Source organism: Paraburkholderia panacisoli, from assembly GCF_008369935.1.
GTDB lineage: Bacteria > Pseudomonadota > Gammaproteobacteria > Burkholderiales > Burkholderiaceae > Paraburkholderia > Paraburkholderia panacisoli.
Genome location: NZ_VTUZ01000033.1, coordinates 100,550 through 117,005, shown reverse-complemented (window position 1 = coordinate 117,005; position 16,456 = coordinate 100,550). Strand labels below are relative to the sequence as shown.

Here is a 16,456-nt window from a genome sequence, read left to right as displayed (position 1 = left end):
CTGTTGGTGGCGGGCCTCCACAACCGACCGGATATTTATGCCGAGTTCCTACGACCGAACTCCTTTGCTATCAATGAGCCGGAACCGAGACTGCACATAGCAACTTTCGGCCGGTAATATATCAAATGCACTGCAGTACATTTACTCTACACGAAGGTCGACATGGTTCACTTGTCGGCCGTTGCGATGCCATGGCCTGGAGGTGCGATATGAGCACTGGAAACAACACCATCGAAGAGGCTGTCGAACGCTATCTGGCGCACCGCAGAGGACTCGGCTTCGAACTGGGTATTACCGGCCAACAACTGATGCGCTTTGCCAGATACGCAGACGTCCACGGGCATCAAGGGCCTCTGACACTCGCGGTACAACTCGACTGGGCGCGAGAGCATGTCAAGCGGACCGGATCGGTGACCTGGGCTCGCAGGCTGGAAGTCGTTCGACCTTTCGCGGCGTACTACCGGCAGTTCGAGCCGGAAACAGAGATCCCCGACTTACACACCTTCGGGTCAGGCCATCGGCGCCTGGCGCCGCATATCTACACCGCACAGGAGGTGTCAAATCTCCTCGAGCAGGCCGGCGGCCTGCCCCCGACGGGGGGAGTGCGGCCCACGACCTACCGAACGCTGTTCGGCCTCATTTCCGCCGTCGGGCTAAGGCTTTCAGAAGCCTTGAACCTTCTTGATGGTGACGTTGATTTGCGACGTGGAAGTCTAACGGTACGTCACAGCAAGTTCAAAAAGTCGCGCTGCTTGCCGTTGCACAGCAGCGTCGTACAAGCGCTCAGCGAATACCGGCAACTTCGTGATCGGAACGTCGAAGTCCGTGCGGGCATGCCCTTCTTCGTGTCACCGTCGGGCCGCCCGCTGCCGAAGAGGACAGTTGAAGGCGTTTTCGATCAGTTGCGTCGGGAATTGGGTTGGCAGGCACGCGGAGGCCACCCAAACCCGCGCATTCAGGATCTTCGCCATAGCTTCGCCGTGGCTCGACTACAGCGATGGTACGAGACGGGAGAGACCGTCGATCATGCCATCCTCTGGCTATGCACCTACCTTGGTCATGCCAGCATCTCGGACACTTACTGGTACCTCAGCGGCACGCCGGAACTTATGTCTCTGGTGGGCACGAAGTTCGAGAATTTCGCACTGGAGGAGATGCGTCATGCCTAGCTCAACCTCACCCACCTTCGCCGGCCTGGTGCAAGAGTTCTTCACCGACTACATGTTGCAGCAGCGAGCGCTTAGCCCCCGTACCGTCGCGTCCTATCGAGACGCCTTCTTGCTCATGTTGCGCTTTGCTGAGCAACACCTGGGCAAGCCGCCGTCAGCATTGCAGTTGGCTGACATTGACGCGAAGTTCCTGGCCAGTTTCCTTGAGCATCTTGAACGGGACCGCCACAATACAGTACGCAGCCGCAATATTCGGCTGGCGGCCATACGGTCGTTCCTGCGGTTCGCCGCTCGGCGCGACGTCTCGAACCTGCGTGTCATTGAGCAGGCACTGGCAGTTCCAACGAAACGCTTCGACAGGCCGATGATCGGATTCCTGTCGAAGGAACAAATGCTGGCCGTCATGGACATTTCGACGGCGAGCTGGCTCGGTCATCGAGATCGACTGATGGTGACCTTGCTTTATAACACCGGCGCCCGGGTATCGGAGATCGTTGGTGTTCGGGTCGGCGACGTAATCCTTGGCCCGACGTCCTTCATTCATCTGCACGGCAAAGGGCGAAAGCAGCGATCGCTACCACTTTGGAAGAGCGCAGCCCGGGATATTCGGGACTGGCTTGGCCGTAACCCGCAGCTGACCGAGCAATCTCCGCTGCTGCCCACACGGCAGGGCACGGCAATGAACCGTGCCACAGTCTGTCAGCGGCTGAAGCTGGCTACTAGGGCCGCGTTAGATCGGCATCCCGAACTCGCCAATGTCAAGGTTTCCCCACACCGCATCAGGCATTCGACCGCCATGGCGATGTTGCAGTCTGGCGTATGGCCCACTGAGATTGCGTTGTGGCTAGGACACGAGAGCCCAACGACGACGCACATGTACGTCGAGGCCGATCTTGAGATGAAGAAACGCGCGCTCGCCCGGTTGAATCCACCAGATGTGAAGCGAGCTCGGTATCAACCACCTCAGACGCTTCTGCGATTCCTGAAGTCGCTATGATTATGTGACCCATGCGGAGCACGCGTCGCGCTCCCGACGGGGCGCGGCCCTTCATTCGTCCTGCCAGATCTACATAAAAAAACTGTTCGCATTAGACGCGCAATGCATATAGTTGCATGACGCCTCAGAATCAACGATCGCCGGGATCCGCTTGCGATGCTCGCTCACTTCTCGCGTAACGCCGCGGCCAGATCGTCGCGTGAGTGGGAATCGTCTTGCAGGTCGCCAATTACAACGGCGACCTGCAGTTCATCGACCGGAATGGCGGCTTAGACAAGCGTAAGTGTCACGTCTATGTTGTTCCGCGTTGCGTTCGAATAGGGACACACAATATGGGCCTTGTTGATGAGGTCCTGAGCCGCATCGCGTGCCATGCGCGGCAACGAAATCTTCAACTCGACTTCGATGCCGAAGCCATTGGGAATGGGGCCGATGCCCACTGTTCCGTTGACCGACACATCAGCCGGGATAGCAATTTTGTCGCGCGCAGCGACGAATTGCATTGCACCGATAAAGCACGCGCTGTAACCGGCGGCAAAAAGCTCTTCGGGGTTTGTGCCCTTCTCGCCCTTTCCACCCAATCCCTTCGGCCTCGTCAGCTTCAGGTCCAGTCCGCCTTCCGGTGCCACGGCGCGGCCTTCCCGACCTCCAGTAGCCTCAGCATGGGCACGGTAGAGAACGTTTTCGATCGACATTGTCAGCTCCTTATCGATGAATCAGATAATGGGCGCAATCAGTAGCGCCCGTGATGCTTTAGTGCCCAGCGCTCTGGCCGCCGTCGACGTGAAGGATCTCGCCCGTCACGAACGGCGCCGCATCCAGATACAGGATCGCGTTGACGATGTCGCTCATCTCGCCCATGTGACCCATCGGGTGGAGTGCGCCGAGTGCCGCGTGCGTTTCGGGCGCATGCATAGGCGACTTGATGATGCCGGGGGCAACCGCGTTCGCGCGGATGCCGCGCTTCGCGTATTCGATGGCAATCGACTTCGTGGCCGCGTTCAAACCGCCCTTCGTCAGTGATGCCAACACCGACGGCACCCCGTCGATGGCGTGGTCGACCAGGCTGGTGGTGATGCTGACCACGTGGCCGCTCTTGTTCTTCTCCATTTCAGCGATTGCCAGCTGCGTGATGTAGAAGAACCCGTTCAGATTCACGCCCGTCACCGCAGCGTAGTCTTCAGCCGTATAACCGGTAAACGGCTTTGCGATGAAGACACCGGCGTTGTTGATCAGCGTGTCGATGCGCCCGAAGCGCGCTACGCCTTCCGTAATGACGCGACGCGCCGTCGCCGGGTCAGCGATGTCACCCGCCACCGTCAGGATGCTGGGATCGTCGGACGGCTTGATGCTGCGTGCCGTTGCGACAATGCGATAGTCAAGTTTGCGAAATGCTTTGACGGTCTCTGCGCCAATGCCCTGTGATGCACCCGTAACGACTACGACCTTTTGCGACGCGCTCATGAAAACCTCGAATATTGGATTGGGCTCTCTTGCCCACCGGGCCGGCGGCTCCGATGCGTGCCTAATCTAGGCGTATTTATGCTTCGAGCAAATACCCGCCATGGACAAACTATTTTGCGTGAGCGGAACAAATCGGATCGCGGCCCCATGACTCATCGGCTAGCGTCGGTCGACCGATGTTTTGATTCCCTTTCCCGGCAGCCCACCTTGCGCTCCTTCTGCGTCAACCTTTGTTCGCGAATGCCAACACGACGGCGCTACCCAGTTCGTCGGCGATGGGCGCGGATGCACCCGCCGCAGTGAAAATCGTGAACTCGACATCGGGCAGTGAAGGCAAGCCGGCATCCGGCGGGACCACGCGCAAGCCGTGCACGAGTTGCGTCTGCACGACCGGCGCGACCGCAAAGCCGGCCTGCGCTGCGGCGCACAGACCGGCGCCGCTCGAGCACACCAGCGCGATCCGGTAGTCGACGCCGGCCCGGGCGAGTGCGGCCAGTGCAGCCTCACGATACGGGCACGGTTCCGGCAACAGCGCGAGCGGCACCGGAGCGCCAGGCGTAAGCGATGCCCATTCCGCGCCGGCCCACACTAGTGGCTCGCGCCAGAGCACGCGTCCAGAGCGGGCACCCTCGCAGCGACCGCCGATCACCATGTCGAGTTCGGCCTGATCCATCGCGTGCAACAGTTCGGCGGGAATGCCGACCCTGACACTGAACGCGATGCGCGGGTAGCGCAGCGCGAACGTCTGCATGACGTTCATGAGCCTGACGTTGGCGAGGTCTTCGGAAAGCCCGACGCGGATCGCGCCCTCGCTCGGTCCGCGCGACAGTTGCGCCTGCGCATCATGATTGAGTGCGAGGATCGCTCGCGCATAACCCAGCAGCAGCTCGCCGTCCGCTGTGAGCGTGACCGAGCGCGTGGTGCGCGCGAGCAGGTCGCGGCCGGTCTGTTTTTCCAAACGCCGCAGATGTGCGCTGACGGCAGACTGCGTCAGATTGAGACGGGCGGCCGCGTGCGTGAAGCCGCCTTCCTGCACCACGGCCACGAAAGATCGCAGCAGGACGGTATCGAACATGGATAGTCCTCTTTTATATAGTGCGAATCAGACTGAATATGGCGATGATACTTCGTTTATATTTTGAATCGAAATATGTTGTGATGGGGGCTCTGTCAACCTATTCGGAGCATTTCCATGCCTACCTTGCTGCATATTGAATCGTCACCACGTAAGAGGCGCTCGGCGTCGCTCGACGTCGCACGCGCATATCTGGACGCTTATCTCGACGCGCATCCGGATCATCGGCTCGACGTGCTCGATCTGTGGTCGGCCGAACTGCCGGAGTTCGACGGCGACGCGCTCGATGCCAAATACGCAGACCTAAACGGCACATCGCTCAGCGAACGCCAGCAGCAGGCGTGGACGAGCATCCGAGAACTCGCGCAGCGATTGCACGACGCGGACACGTTGCTGTTCTCCGTGCCGCTGTGGAATTTTTCCATTCCCTACAAGCTCAAGCATTTCATCGACGTCGTGTCGCAGCGCGGCATTTTGTTCTCATTCGATGAGCGTGGGCTACAGGGCTTGCTGAAAGACAAGAAAGCGGTGGTCATCTATGCGCGAGGCCTTGACTATTCAGTGGGCTCGAGCACGCCCGCCCATTCGTTCGATTTTCAGCGGCCATATGTGGAAGCGTGGCTGCGATCCGTCGGCGTGACCGATGTTAGATCGATTGTCGTCGAGAAAACACTCCTTGGTCCCGAAGTCGATTACGCGGCGAGACAGGCTGCACGCGAGCACGCAGTAGCGCTTGCACGGGCGGCCTAAGTCGGCAAATGAAAAATTACGTGGCGCATGTGGCACATCACTCCGCCTGAACCAAAGTGATGCTCGACTACGTGACGCCGCCTTTATTCCTACTTTTTGACGAGGCGCCATTTTGAGTGCGCGGCTCAAGCAAGGATTATTGTCACTCGCCATCGCCGGTTGGTCTGCTATCCGCTGCCACTGCACAGGCCGTGTCCGATCCTGACCCCGCAGGCAAGAACGTTGCCCAGAAACCAGCGGAGAGATCTGAAGCGGTTTCAGTTAATGCGCCTCATTGCATAGCGAGTCGTTTTCGATGCCCAGTTCGACGCCGCATCCACACTGACCGGCAACGGGATTAATGAGCCTGAGCCAGATCAACTGTCTTCAAGACATCCGGCATATTGGAACATGGCCACTGCGGCTCAAGCCCCTCGCAACTCACGTACTCCCTTACCTATCCGCCGCCGCAGCAACGTTCGCAAAGTATGGCCGTCCGCATACCCGACCTGTTCAGCAATGCGATCAACCGTGAGCTTACTCGTCTTGAGCAGATGTACGGCGCGCTCCACCCGTAGATCCTGAATGTACTCGACGGGCGTTTTACCGAGCACCGCATCCAGACGTCGCGTCAAGGTCCGCTTGCTGGTCGCTAAGGCATCGGCGACGACATCGAGCGAGATGGCCATGCCGAGGTGTTCACGCGCCCAACGGTCGAAACGCTCGACGAGCGGGTCCGAATGGGCGAGGTGATCGGAGATCGCATACGCAGACTGCGACAGCCGCGAATCGAATACGAGGTACCTGGCCACGAGTGCGGCAAGCTCAGGACTGTTGTTGCGGATCAGCCAGAGTGCAAGGTCGACGTGGCTCAGGGCCGCCCCTGCCGTCAGCGCCTTGCCGCTGGGAACGACGATGCGATGGGCATCCAGGTGCACCTGTGGGTAACGCTGCCGGAACAGCGGTGAGAGCCACCAAGTGGTCGTGGCTTCACCACCGTCGAGCAAGCCGCTTTCAGCCAGCACGAACGTGCCCGTACAGGCGGCGGCAATGCGGGCGCCGCCGCTGTGCCACGAGCGCAAAGCATCAAGCGCATCGACCACGTCGTCCCGGCCGAGCACGGGCACGAGATCCTCGGCGGTCGTGCGGTTAAGCGCCGGTACGACGACCCAATCCGGTGCAGGGGTGTCAATCACCACGCGGACGGGCACTTGCAGCCCAAGCGCGGTGCGCACCTGGGGCCGCATCCCCACTACAGTGATGTCGAAGCCCGCTGTGGCTATCCCTGTCGCGCACGCAAGGCTGTTGGCCATCGTCAAGCCATCGAGCACAGTAGTAAGACCTGTATCGAATACCCCCTCGAGCGCGAGGACAAAAATTCGCATGGCAGAATTGATACCAAAATTGTCGATTGAGACAGTATTCTCCAGCGCACTATGTTTGTACAGTGTCACTCACCGCATGAACCCTCGCGCGGACACTGGAGAACGAAGATGATCAGGAATGCTTTATTTGTCCGACTTGAAGCCAGACCGGGAAAGCAGCAGGCGGTAGCGGACTTCCTTGCCGCCGGCCTTGAAATGGCAGGCCGGGAGGCGACCACGCCGATCTGGTTTGCCCTCAAGCTGTCGCCGACAACGTTTGGCATCTTCGACGCCTTTGCCAATGAAGAGGATCGTCAGGCACATCTGCATGGAAGTATTGCCAACGCCCTGGCGGCGCACGCCGACGAGATGCTGGCAAGCGCCCCGTCGATCGAGTCGATCGACGTCCTGGGCATGAAGAATCAACTGGCGTGAGTCGTTTGCACCCCGATTCAATCGCATTCACATAGATGGAGTAACTCGTGTCGATTCAGTACAAACTAGCTGCCTTGTTCGCCGCCCTTGCGCTTTCGAGTGCGTCTTTTGCGCAAACGCCTGACGTCAAACCGGAACGGATTCGTGGCGATGTCGTGTCGTTCAAAGGCGAAATACTGACCGTACACCGCAACAGCGGCGACACCGTGTCGATCGATGTCAAGCCGGACGTGGGGGTGTCGGCATTCAAGCCCGCCAAGCTTTCCGACGCCAAAGTCGGTTCGTACGTGGGGACGCCAGCGCTCACGGGCAGCGATGGGAAATTGACGGCCACTTCGATGATCGTCTTTCCTGAGGCGGCACGCGGTACCGCCGAAGGGCATTTCGCTTATGACTTCGGTCCCAACAGCACAATGACGAATGCAAACGTGGTGTCGGTTGTCACCGGCACCAGCGGCCGTGAACTGAATCTGTCATACAAGGGCGGTACCAGCACGGTGACAGTGCCGGCAAACGTGCCCGTCGTGACGCCGGTTCCGGCGAGCAAAGCGGATCTGACGGCAGGAAAGAAGGTGTTCCTCGTGGTAACACCGGGTGCGAACGGTGTTTATGACGCTCACGTGCTGTTCGTCGAAAAGGACGGCTTGGCGCCGCAGTTCTAACGCGTGATGTCGGTCCACTGTGGCCGCTCATGGAACCCGCCCCGTTCCGGTCAGGCGCGCTCGCCCGCAGTACCCGCCTGATGTGCTGGCATCGTAGATGACTACGGCAACGACTGCAAGTCGCCTCGCGCCGCCGACAGTGCGGTCTTATTTTCCATTCATTCAATTATCCTAATCGATTGTTTCCCTTTATTTTTCAAGGATTCACCATGCGTTTTCCGACGTTTCGATCCGCCGCCTTGCAAACTGCTGCTGCACTCTGCCTGCTTGCCACCGCCGCTGCGCCTGCTTTTGCCACACCTGTTAAGAACATCGTGGTGGTCCACGGTGCATTCGCCGATGCCGCAGGTTGGCGCCCTGTCTACAACATTCTGACGAAGGATGGCTATCACGTGACACTGGTGCAACAACCGCTGACGTCGTTTAACGACGACGTGACTGCCACGAAACGCGTGCTGAACAGCCTCGACGGTCCCTGCGTGCTTGTCGGTCACAGCTATGCTGGTGCGATCATTAGTGAAGCCGGGAACGACGATCACGTGAAGTCGCTGGTCTACATCGCCGCGCACGCGCTCGACGCCGGTGAAACCATGGCGGACAACGGCAAGAAGTACCCGGGCGCACCCATATCCATCATCGGAACTCCGGATAATTTTGTTTACCTGAAACCGGCCGACTATCCGTTGCAGTTCGCACCCGACCTGCCCCGTGCGCAGGCCGAATTCGAAGCGCATGCGCAGATACCGCTCGCGGCATCTGTGTTCTCGACGCAAATTTCCGATCCGGCATGGAAGACAAAGCCCAACTGGTATATGGTCGCGAAAGCCGACAAGATCATCAATCCGGATCTCGAACGCATGTATGCAGCGCGTGCTCACGCGACTACGGTCGAGATCAACGGCGCGAGCCATGCGGTGTTTGAATCCCATCCGCGGGAAGTCGCTGCACTGATCGAACAGGCGGCACAGCAGTCTGGCCAGTAAGCAATTGTTCTTACGATCGCGGTGTGTATGCACGTGACCAGAATGGTCGTGCTTTGGACGCTCTTCTTGTCACGGGCATGCTGCCGACCTGATCGCAAGCCGCGTCACGTAGTTGACAACAAATCTAAGGGCGCCGGGTTGGCGTTTCCAACGATGGGCAACCTCATCAATCACGAGATCGCTTTGAGCCATGTAACGACTCAACCCGCCTGGGTCCGCATCACGCACTGGATTAACGCGCTCGCTATCGTACTGATGGTGATGAGCGGCTGGCAGGTCTACGACGCCTCGCCGATCTTCTCATTCTTGCGCTTTCCGTCCGCCATCACATTGGGCGACTGGCTCGGTGGTGCATTGCTGTGGCACTTCGCGATCATGTGGCTGCTGGTCGTGAATTTCCTCGCCTACCTCGGGATGAATCTTGCTTCCGGACGTCTGCGCCGGAAACTGTTGCCGATCAGCTTCAGGTCAATCGCCACCGATCTGGTTGCAGCGCTGCGCGGCACGCTCGGGCATGAAGACCTTACACGCTACAACGCGGTACAGAAACTCGCCTATCTGGTCGTCATCGTCGATATCGTGTTCGTGATCCTGTCGGGGCTGGCGATATGGAAGTCGGTGCAATTCCCGCTGCTGCGTCTGCTGATGGGCGGATACGACAATGCGCGCGTCGTGCATTTTTTCGCAATGAGCGTGCTGGTTGCGTTCTTCGTCGTGCACGTCGTCATGATCGCGCTGGTGCCGCGCTCATTGCTTCTGATGATTCGCGGACGGTAACCATGACTTCTCGAAAAAGGACTCAGAAACCCGATACGTTTCTTTCGTCTCACGCTGAATCCATCATTAAAGATGCGCGCAATGAACTGAAAGATCCGGCACGTCGCCTGCTCGGAAGGCGAATTCTCACGCTCGGCGGCATTGCGCTGATGTCAGGCTGCGATTTGTCCAATGACAAGTCGGTGAACACCATGCTGCGCAGAATGTCGTCGTTCAACGACAACGTGCAAGCGCTGCTGTTCAATCCGAACGAGATGGCACCGACCTATCCGGAGTCGATGATCACGCGGCCGTTTCCCTTCAACGCGTTTTATGGCATCGACGATGTGCCCGAAGTCGACACCGCTACCTACCGGCTCCAGGTGGGTGGCTTGGCGAATGGCAAATGCGACTGGGCCCTCGACGAATTGCGCGCGTTGCCGCAGGAAGACCAGATTACGCGTCACATTTGCATCGAAGGATGGAGTGCGATTGGCCGATGGGGTGGCGTGCGCTTCTCCAATTTCCTGAAGCGCGCGGGCGTCGACACGACAGCGAAGTACTTGTCACTGCACTGCGCGGACAACTACTGGACCAGCATCGACATGCCAACGGCGCTGCATGCGCAGACCCTGCTCACACTGACGTATGACGGTGAAGTGCTACCACCGAAATACGGCTTCCCGATGAAGCTGCGCATTCCGACCAAACTCGGCTACAAGAATCCGAAGCATATCGTCGCGATCAGTGTGACGAACGAATATCCAGGGGGTTATTGGGAGAACCAGGGTTACAACTGGTTCGGCGGCTCCTGAACGGTACCAGCTGGCCGGGTGCATCGTTGACTCTCTTGCGCAAACGGTACTTTATCGTTGTTTGCATGTTGCAGGAAATGCCGCGACTATTGCGGTTATGAAACGAACTGCGCTTCAACACGACGCAGCTCCCAACGACGCCTATTCTATGCCGGCTGCCGATTCCCGCCGGACTTAACTCAGCTACGTGGCAGGACCAGTTGCAGCCGCCGGAGTGCCGCTCCAGCATTCGCGCTGAATGTGATTTCAAACCGATTTAATCGGGCCGAACTATCTATGTTATCGGGCCTCTACACCTAGTCAACATTGTTGCGCTGGTGGAAAAAGAATAAGGAACCTTTTCACTTGTCGTCGTCAAGTCACCCGGATAGGATAACCGCATGAATGCAGGCCATTTTGCATTGAATGAGAATACTGATGAGGTAGCGGCACTGGTGCGCAGGTTCGTCGGGCGATTGCTATGTGTTCCCACGGAGTAAAACTGGATCAGAGTCGGGCGGGGTCTGATGGTCGCGCCCCGGCGGATCCTCATCGATGTGCGGTCATTCGAGTTGCCGTCGCTGGTGTTTGTCCAGGAGAGGTTGACAGTGTCCCGTTGCCTAATTCATAAGGCAGTTCTTATGACTTGCAAACAGCAATACTACGAAAGCGATAACAACCAGTCCTGACTTAATCGCAGGCGTCAGACTGCATTTTTACGTTGTTATAACCACTAACCGGGTGGTTCGCCCCCGCGCAACGAGCCGCCCCCAACTGGCAGCAAACCTGGAGTACACAGATGAGCGAGCATGCACACGTAGATGGGGTTTATCCCTTCCCGGCTGTGACGCAGACGCGGACGATCGAAACCAACGGCACATCCCTCCATGTGCGGGTCGGTGGTCATGGCCCGGCAGTGGTCATGCTGCACGGCTTCGGCACAACGGGCGACATGTGGGGTCATCTGGCGAGCCGACTCATCGAAGACCACATGGTTGTCGCGCCCGACCTGCGTGGGTTGGGCCTCTCGTCGAAGCCTGATGGCGGCTACGACAAGAAGAATCAGGCGGCAGACTTGGTGGGCGTGCTGGACGCCTTGGGTGTGCGTACGGCCGAATTGGTGACGCACGACATCGGCATCATGGTCGGCTTCGCAGTCGCCGCCACTCACCCCGAGCGCGTGAGCCGGTGGGTGGCGATCGATGCGCCGCTGCCCGGCATCGGCCCCTGGGATCAGATCACAAAGGATCCGGCCATGTGGCACTTTGGCTTCGGTGGTCGGGACATGGAACGCCTGGTCGCCGGCCGAGAGCGCATTTATCTCGACCGCTTCTGGAACGAACTTTCCCGGGACCATAAACGGTTTGATGAAGCGAAGCGCCAGCATTATGCGGCGCTCTATGCGCGACCCGGCGCAATGCGAGCGAGCTTTGCCCAGTTCCTGGCGTTCAGCCAGGATGCCGCCGACAACGGGACGTTCCTTGCGCAGGGCAAGCTTCAGATGCCGGTCTTGGCCCTCGGTGGCGAAGCTACATTCGGCCCCATGATCGGCGCGGTGATGCAGTGTGTCGCCGATAACGTCGGACATGTGATCATCCCGGATTGCGGGCACTGGATCACGGAAGAGCAGCCGCAGGCGACGACAGACGTGGTCGTCGACTTCCTGCATCGCCGTTCGTGAGTTGCGTACAGGTCTTGAACGAGCGCAAGTCAACCCGCGCGATCGAATGCCGATTGATGTCCCTTGATATCAATCCACGATGGTTTGGTTGTCTTTTTCACGATTGCCTAGATTGACGATCAAACTGCCAGCCGCCTGCATGGCGCGATAGTGACCCGATTTCCGAAAGCGCCGGACGACGCTCGGCGTGTCGCTCATTCCAAGTCGGTGCTGATTGTTGTCCGACCGGAAAACTTCGTCCTTCTTTCCGATGAAAGCGCACTGACGCAATATCAGGGCGATAACCCGTCGCTCGCCTTCCTTTCTGCAAGCGATGTGGTGTTCACGTATTTGACCGTGTGAATTTGCCGAATGGAACGGGATACCCCTATATCAACGTGAACAGTATGTGCAACGACGAACTCGATTTGAACGAAGCTCTGGATGCGCCGATTCATTATCAGAATGGTTTGTCGAACGACTTGGGCAGTCTCCCTGCAGAAACCCGACATCTCTGACTGGGGAGCAAGAAAGCGGGGTTCTCAGGGTGCCCTTCCCGCATGTTGCGTTACCCCGGGCTCATGTCCGTCGAGTCGATGCCGACCAGAGGAAAATTGAATGAATTCGGCACTGAATCGCCAAGGCTCATCAAGGGTGCCCGCATAGATCGTCACTATTTCCGACGCATGAGCTGGTGTTCCAAACAGCAGGCTGCCGCAATGTGCGCAGAAATTCCGGGTTGTTGGCATCCCGCTGCCGCCGGTTTTCGTATACGTCCTGGTTTCACCTTTGAACGAAAACGCCGAAGCACTCACGACGACGACAGGCAAACCTGCTGAGCCCGACGCACGCTGGCAATCCCTGCAATGACAGATGAGTTGAGCCAGCGACGCGCCGTCAGCCTGGTATTGCACAGCGCCACAGAGACAACGCCCTTTCCAGGAATTTGACACGAGTCTTCTCCAATTTGCAGACAAAGCGTGATCCATACCTTAGCGTGTATCGTCAATCATGCAGGCATAGCCGTTGACTGTCTCTTCATGTCACAGCGTCCCACGACCGGGCCCGACGATCGTCTCAAGCGCGTAACCCATGCAAAAGGGAAAAACCGACCCAAAGCGGAATGACAAGCTGTGGAATTCGAAGGCCGAAAGCGGTCGCTCGACACCAGTTGCCAAAACGGGTTCTGCCATGGTTGAGCGGCGATCAACCGAGGCTAGCCAGAACCTACTCCGAATAGAAGCCCGAACCCACCAGGCCTGGAACTCCGTCGATCTTGACTGCCTTCACATAGGTCCATTTATGCGATGGCTGACTCTGCCCCGGTCTCAGGAACATGTAGTCAACCCAGCCCGATCCCTTCGTTTCAACCGTCTGGATCATGGCGTCATGAAACGGCTTGCCGTTGGTATCTTTCTGACCGCTGACGTTGGTTCCCTCACGGGCAGGGAAGGCCGGATTCAACAAGACATTTTCCTTCAGATCGTAAACGAACAGATAGGTGTCGCCGTGGAACCACTCGCTGCCTTTGATTCTGAACTCGGAAAACGCGACCTTGCCTTTACTGCCGATCAACGCCGCGGCTCTGTCGACCAGTGCTTCGGTTTGTTTTGCTGTCTCGGACGTCGGGGGAGATGACTGAGAAAATGCAGGCGACGCGGGGCAGAATAATCCGACCAGTAGCAATACGCTGGTAACGAGAGCTTTACCGTTCATACCAGTATCTCCAACGGTTGAGTTCTGCGCTGGCCCGTACATCGGTCGCTCTTCCCGGCCCGAAATGGTATTGCTGGATCTGTGCAGCCTCTGCGCGTGACCGCGTGGCCAGTTCCAATTACTAGGCGTGGGCCGCTTTCAATGGCTGTTCAGCCGTCGCGAATGACGACTGCCGATCGGAGCCGTTGGCGCGTGGCGATAGGCTCGATGAGCCCCGCACAAGAGCGGCCTGTGGAAGTGAGGCGCCTACTCTGTATGCAAAAGACTAGTGCACGAAGCGCAGCCTAGCCAGAATCGTTTTCCCGCATCAATGTCGGCTCGATAGCGGACGGTCGCGAATGGCGAAAACTGGCCGACTGCTGTCCCATACCCATCAGCATAGAGCCTAGGCGCGTTCGACGCTTTCGGCGAGCGCGCGCAACAAGGCCGCGCCATCACCGCGCCAAGCGCTGCCGTGCATGCAGGCCAGCGTTGTCGGCTGCAATGCAGCAAGGCGTTCCAGCATTGCGCGGGCGCCCCTGGTGTGTGAGAAGTAGTCCATCTTGTGACGGTACGCCTCGCTCGGTTCGAGGATGTCGCCCTCGGTAAGTGGCGGGTGATGCGAACCGCCTTGGGTAAACAAATCGCCACAAAGCAGCGTTGCCGACGCGGTCTCCATGAGGAATCCACATTCCCACGCGTGCGGTAGATGCGGCGTATAAAGCCAGCGCACGCTGTGCTGTCCGAGCGAGATCGTCTCGTCATCATCCAGCGCGCGTGGCGGCCGGTCGGCATAATCACTAACCGAGACCATGGCCGCGATCTGGCCGCACAGTGGCTCCGCACGCGGCGCGGCCGCGAGAAACTCATTGAGTGCGCCGCATTCGTCGGCCTCGAAATGCGAGAAACCGACATAACGCAAACGATCAATTGGTATTATCCGCTCGACTGCTTCCCGGACGACCGGAAACAGCCTGCGCAGACCGGTATGAAATAGCAGCGGCTCGTCGTCGTCGATCAGGTACTGGTTGAACGAGAATCCGCCACCACCAGGGGTCACGACTGGAGTCGAGATGCGATAGATGCGTTGCGCAATCTCGTCGATTGTTGTACCGCTCGAAAGGGATAGGGTCGCCATGGTGCGCTCCTTTCTTGGGCAACTTACGTAGTCCAGGCTCGGTCAGATCGCCGGTGCACGTTCGCCGATTGTCGACCATCCAGGTACTGATGTCCAATGAACACTTCTGGCCGGACTGAGCCCGACGACAACGGGCTTCGATCGACCCGCATGAGACGATCATCAGCGACATTCGAAAGTCCGTGGAGCAAAGAGTTACGGCCGTTCAGACCAGTCGCTTTTCAAACCAGTGGTGCGCATACGGTTCCGCGCTGAACGCATCGACTTCGACGTAACCAGATTGCCGGTATAGCGAAATCGCCTCGCCCAGAGTTCGATTTGTCTCCAGGCGAATAATGCGCACTTTGGCTTGCCGAGCACGTTTCTCCGCCTCGACCATCAATCGGCGGCCTACACCCATACCGCGAGCGGAAGGGCTCACCCACATTCTTTTGAGTTCGGCCGGGGACTTCTTATGAAACTTCAGCGCAACGCAGCCGATCGGGCTTCCACGGAGTCTCGCGACGATCAACGCGCCCTGCGGTGCCTTCAGTTCATGCGCATCCGCCGACAGGCTGCTGGACGGGTCGAATCCTGCTTCAAAGCGCTTATCAAGCTCGCCAAAATACTGTTCAAAGCACCATCGCGCGTCATCACTATCTGGATCCTCGAGCGCGAAATTCACAAGGGATGCCTGCAGCAAACGCTCAACCTCAGACATGGCTGCGACCAGCCTCCGACGCTGCTCATCGCCGAGCGGTTCGAGCGCGCGTAAAGCGACCGCGTCAGAGAGCCGTTCGAGTTCGGCCCGTTCCATGAGGCCCTCCTGAGTCAGGCAAACCCGGCGTACCCGGCGGTCGCTCGAATGAGTGAGGACAGCGACGAGTTTTTGCCGTTCAAGCGACGCCAACGTCCGGCTGACATAGCCCGAATCAAGATTTAGCCGCGCGCGAAGAGTACGAATATCCGCACCTTCGACTCCGATCTCCCATAGCAGGCGTGATTCACCCATCGGGCGGCCCCGTCCGAGGAAATGGTCATCGATAGCGCCAATGCTTTCGGCGACGATGCGGTTAAAGCTACGGATCTGGAGAATGTCGGATGCGCTCATATCTCTGACTTTAGTCAGAGATATGAAATCGGTCAACGTAAAGTCGAGGAATGCGCTGTCTTCCCCTGAACGACGGGCTCAGTTCGGATGAACCGGCCGCTCAAGCAAATTGGAAGGTTGCAGCACCGAAACGCCTGCTCCGGCGACCACTACGACTTTGCAAGCCAGCAGCACGTCGAGTAATGCCTGCGGCGCGGGACCGGATTCACTAACGGCGACAGACGGTGTGTTCACGTGCAGCACCGCAGATCTTTCCTGCACCAGTCGGATGAACCTGAAGGCCGCGGACAGCATCTTCACCCCGTCGCCCACCGACGCGGCCAAGCAATAGCAAGACTATTCGCAAGTTTACAAGTCACTAACTATCGTGCAGAATGCGCGCGGCTAAATGCGAATAGTTCGCATTTACACAAGACTGAGAAAAACGTATGAAATCAAGTACATG

At 58.4% G+C, this 16,456-nt stretch carries 19 protein-coding genes; 10 read left to right on the top strand and 9 right to left on the bottom strand.

The window, feature by feature from the left end; translation table 11 throughout:
• Positions 1–209 precede the first annotated feature (209 nt).
• Together FVF58_RS35540 and FVF58_RS35535 are read left to right on the top strand one after the other, a co-directional pair.
• Positions 210–1,169 (top strand): tyrosine-type recombinase/integrase, encoded by a 960-nt coding sequence (locus tag FVF58_RS35540; protein ID WP_149674392.1) that lies wholly within the window; start codon positions 210–212, stop codon positions 1,167–1,169.
• Positions 1,162–2,166: a tyrosine-type recombinase/integrase gene (locus FVF58_RS35535; RefSeq protein WP_149674391.1), complete on the top strand. Its 1,005-nt coding sequence runs from the start codon at positions 1,162–1,164 to the stop codon at positions 2,164–2,166. The genes FVF58_RS35540 and FVF58_RS35535 overlap by 8 nt, the downstream gene beginning before the upstream one ends.
• A 269-nt stretch (positions 2,167–2,435) precedes the next feature.
• Here the strand turns inward: FVF58_RS35535 and FVF58_RS35530 are convergent, their stop codons facing one another.
• The 3 genes from FVF58_RS35530 to FVF58_RS35520 form a co-directional block, all read right to left on the bottom strand.
• Positions 2,436–2,861 carry an organic hydroperoxide resistance protein gene (locus FVF58_RS35530; RefSeq protein ID WP_149674390.1) on the bottom strand — a complete coding sequence of 142 codons (426 nt, stop codon included), beginning with the start codon at positions 2,859–2,861 and terminating at the stop codon, positions 2,436–2,438.
• A gap of 58 nt (positions 2,862–2,919) precedes the next feature.
• The gene (locus tag FVF58_RS35525; RefSeq protein ID WP_149674389.1) at positions 2,920–3,630 is read right to left on the bottom strand and encodes an SDR family NAD(P)-dependent oxidoreductase; all 711 of its coding nucleotides are present in this window, start codon (positions 3,628–3,630) and stop codon (positions 2,920–2,922) included.
• A 223-nt stretch (positions 3,631–3,853) separates the two neighbouring features.
• Positions 3,854–4,705 carry a LysR substrate-binding domain-containing protein gene (locus tag FVF58_RS35520; RefSeq protein WP_149674388.1) on the bottom strand — a complete coding sequence of 284 codons (852 nt, stop codon included), beginning with the start codon at positions 4,703–4,705 and terminating at the stop codon, positions 3,854–3,856.
• A gap of 117 nt (positions 4,706–4,822) precedes the next feature.
• Here FVF58_RS35520 and FVF58_RS35515 point away from each other — a divergent pair, with 117 nt between their 5' ends.
• Positions 4,823–5,455 carry an FMN-dependent NADH-azoreductase gene (locus FVF58_RS35515; RefSeq protein WP_149674387.1) on the top strand — a complete coding sequence of 211 codons (633 nt, stop codon included), beginning with the start codon at positions 4,823–4,825 and terminating at the stop codon, positions 5,453–5,455.
• A gap of 404 nt (positions 5,456–5,859) precedes the next feature.
• Here FVF58_RS35515 and FVF58_RS35510 read toward each other — a convergent pair whose 3' ends face one another.
• Positions 5,860–6,819, bottom strand: a complete 960-nt coding sequence (locus FVF58_RS35510) for a GlxA family transcriptional regulator (protein WP_149674405.1) — start codon at positions 6,817–6,819, stop codon at positions 5,860–5,862.
• A gap of 108 nt (positions 6,820–6,927) precedes the next feature.
• Here FVF58_RS35510 and FVF58_RS35505 point away from each other — a divergent pair, with 108 nt between their 5' ends.
• The 7 genes from FVF58_RS35505 to FVF58_RS35475 all read left to right on the top strand — a co-directional run bounded on the left by FVF58_RS35505 (position 6,928) and on the right by FVF58_RS35475 (position 12,451).
• A complete protein-coding gene (locus FVF58_RS35505; RefSeq protein ID WP_149674386.1) occupies positions 6,928–7,233 on the top strand; it encodes a putative quinol monooxygenase in 306 nt (101 codons plus the stop codon).
• Between the two features lie 47 nt (positions 7,234–7,280).
• Positions 7,281–7,895 (top strand): hypothetical protein, encoded by a 615-nt coding sequence (locus FVF58_RS35500; RefSeq protein WP_149674385.1) that lies wholly within the window; start codon positions 7,281–7,283, stop codon positions 7,893–7,895.
• A gap of 209 nt (positions 7,896–8,104) precedes the next feature.
• Positions 8,105–8,878 carry an alpha/beta fold hydrolase gene (locus FVF58_RS35495; protein ID WP_149674404.1) on the top strand — a complete coding sequence of 258 codons (774 nt, stop codon included), beginning with the start codon at positions 8,105–8,107 and terminating at the stop codon, positions 8,876–8,878.
• Positions 8,879–9,031: 153 nt separating this feature from the next.
• Complete coding sequence (locus tag FVF58_RS35490; RefSeq protein ID WP_149674384.1) at positions 9,032–9,655, top strand: cytochrome b/b6 domain-containing protein; 624 nt, start codon at positions 9,032–9,034, stop codon at positions 9,653–9,655.
• 2 nt (positions 9,656–9,657) lie between these two features.
• Positions 9,658–10,449 carry a molybdopterin-dependent oxidoreductase gene (locus tag FVF58_RS35485; RefSeq protein WP_149674383.1) on the top strand — a complete coding sequence of 264 codons (792 nt, stop codon included), beginning with the start codon at positions 9,658–9,660 and terminating at the stop codon, positions 10,447–10,449.
• A 778-nt stretch (positions 10,450–11,227) separates the two neighbouring features.
• Complete coding sequence (locus FVF58_RS35480; protein ID WP_149674382.1) at positions 11,228–12,109, top strand: alpha/beta fold hydrolase; 882 nt, start codon at positions 11,228–11,230, stop codon at positions 12,107–12,109.
• Positions 12,110–12,259: 150 nt separating this feature from the next.
• On the top strand, positions 12,260–12,451 hold the full coding sequence (locus tag FVF58_RS35475; protein ID WP_149674381.1) for a hypothetical protein: 192 nt from the start codon (positions 12,260–12,262) through the stop codon (positions 12,449–12,451).
• 179 nt (positions 12,452–12,630) lie between these two features.
• Here FVF58_RS35475 and FVF58_RS35470 read toward each other — a convergent pair whose 3' ends face one another.
• From FVF58_RS35470 to FVF58_RS35450, 5 genes are all read right to left on the bottom strand, one after another.
• Positions 12,631–13,077: a GFA family protein gene (locus FVF58_RS35470; protein WP_246217313.1), complete on the bottom strand. Its 447-nt coding sequence runs from the start codon at positions 13,075–13,077 to the stop codon at positions 12,631–12,633.
• Positions 13,078–13,315: 238 nt separating this feature from the next.
• Positions 13,316–13,804 (bottom strand): cache domain-containing protein, encoded by a 489-nt coding sequence (locus FVF58_RS35465; protein WP_149674379.1) that lies wholly within the window; start codon positions 13,802–13,804, stop codon positions 13,316–13,318.
• Positions 13,805–14,189: 385 nt separating this feature from the next.
• Positions 14,190–14,921, bottom strand: coding sequence for an oxygen-binding di-iron domain-containing protein (locus tag FVF58_RS35460; RefSeq protein ID WP_149674378.1), 732 nt, complete (start codon positions 14,919–14,921; stop codon positions 14,190–14,192).
• Positions 14,922–15,126: 205 nt separating this feature from the next.
• A complete protein-coding gene (locus tag FVF58_RS35455) occupies positions 15,127–16,011 on the bottom strand; it encodes a bifunctional helix-turn-helix transcriptional regulator/GNAT family N-acetyltransferase (protein WP_149674377.1) in 885 nt (294 codons plus the stop codon).
• 78 nt (positions 16,012–16,089) lie between these two features.
• Positions 16,090–16,311, bottom strand: a complete 222-nt coding sequence (locus FVF58_RS35450) for a hypothetical protein (RefSeq protein ID WP_149674376.1) — start codon at positions 16,309–16,311, stop codon at positions 16,090–16,092.
• Positions 16,312–16,456: the final 145 nt, after the last annotated feature.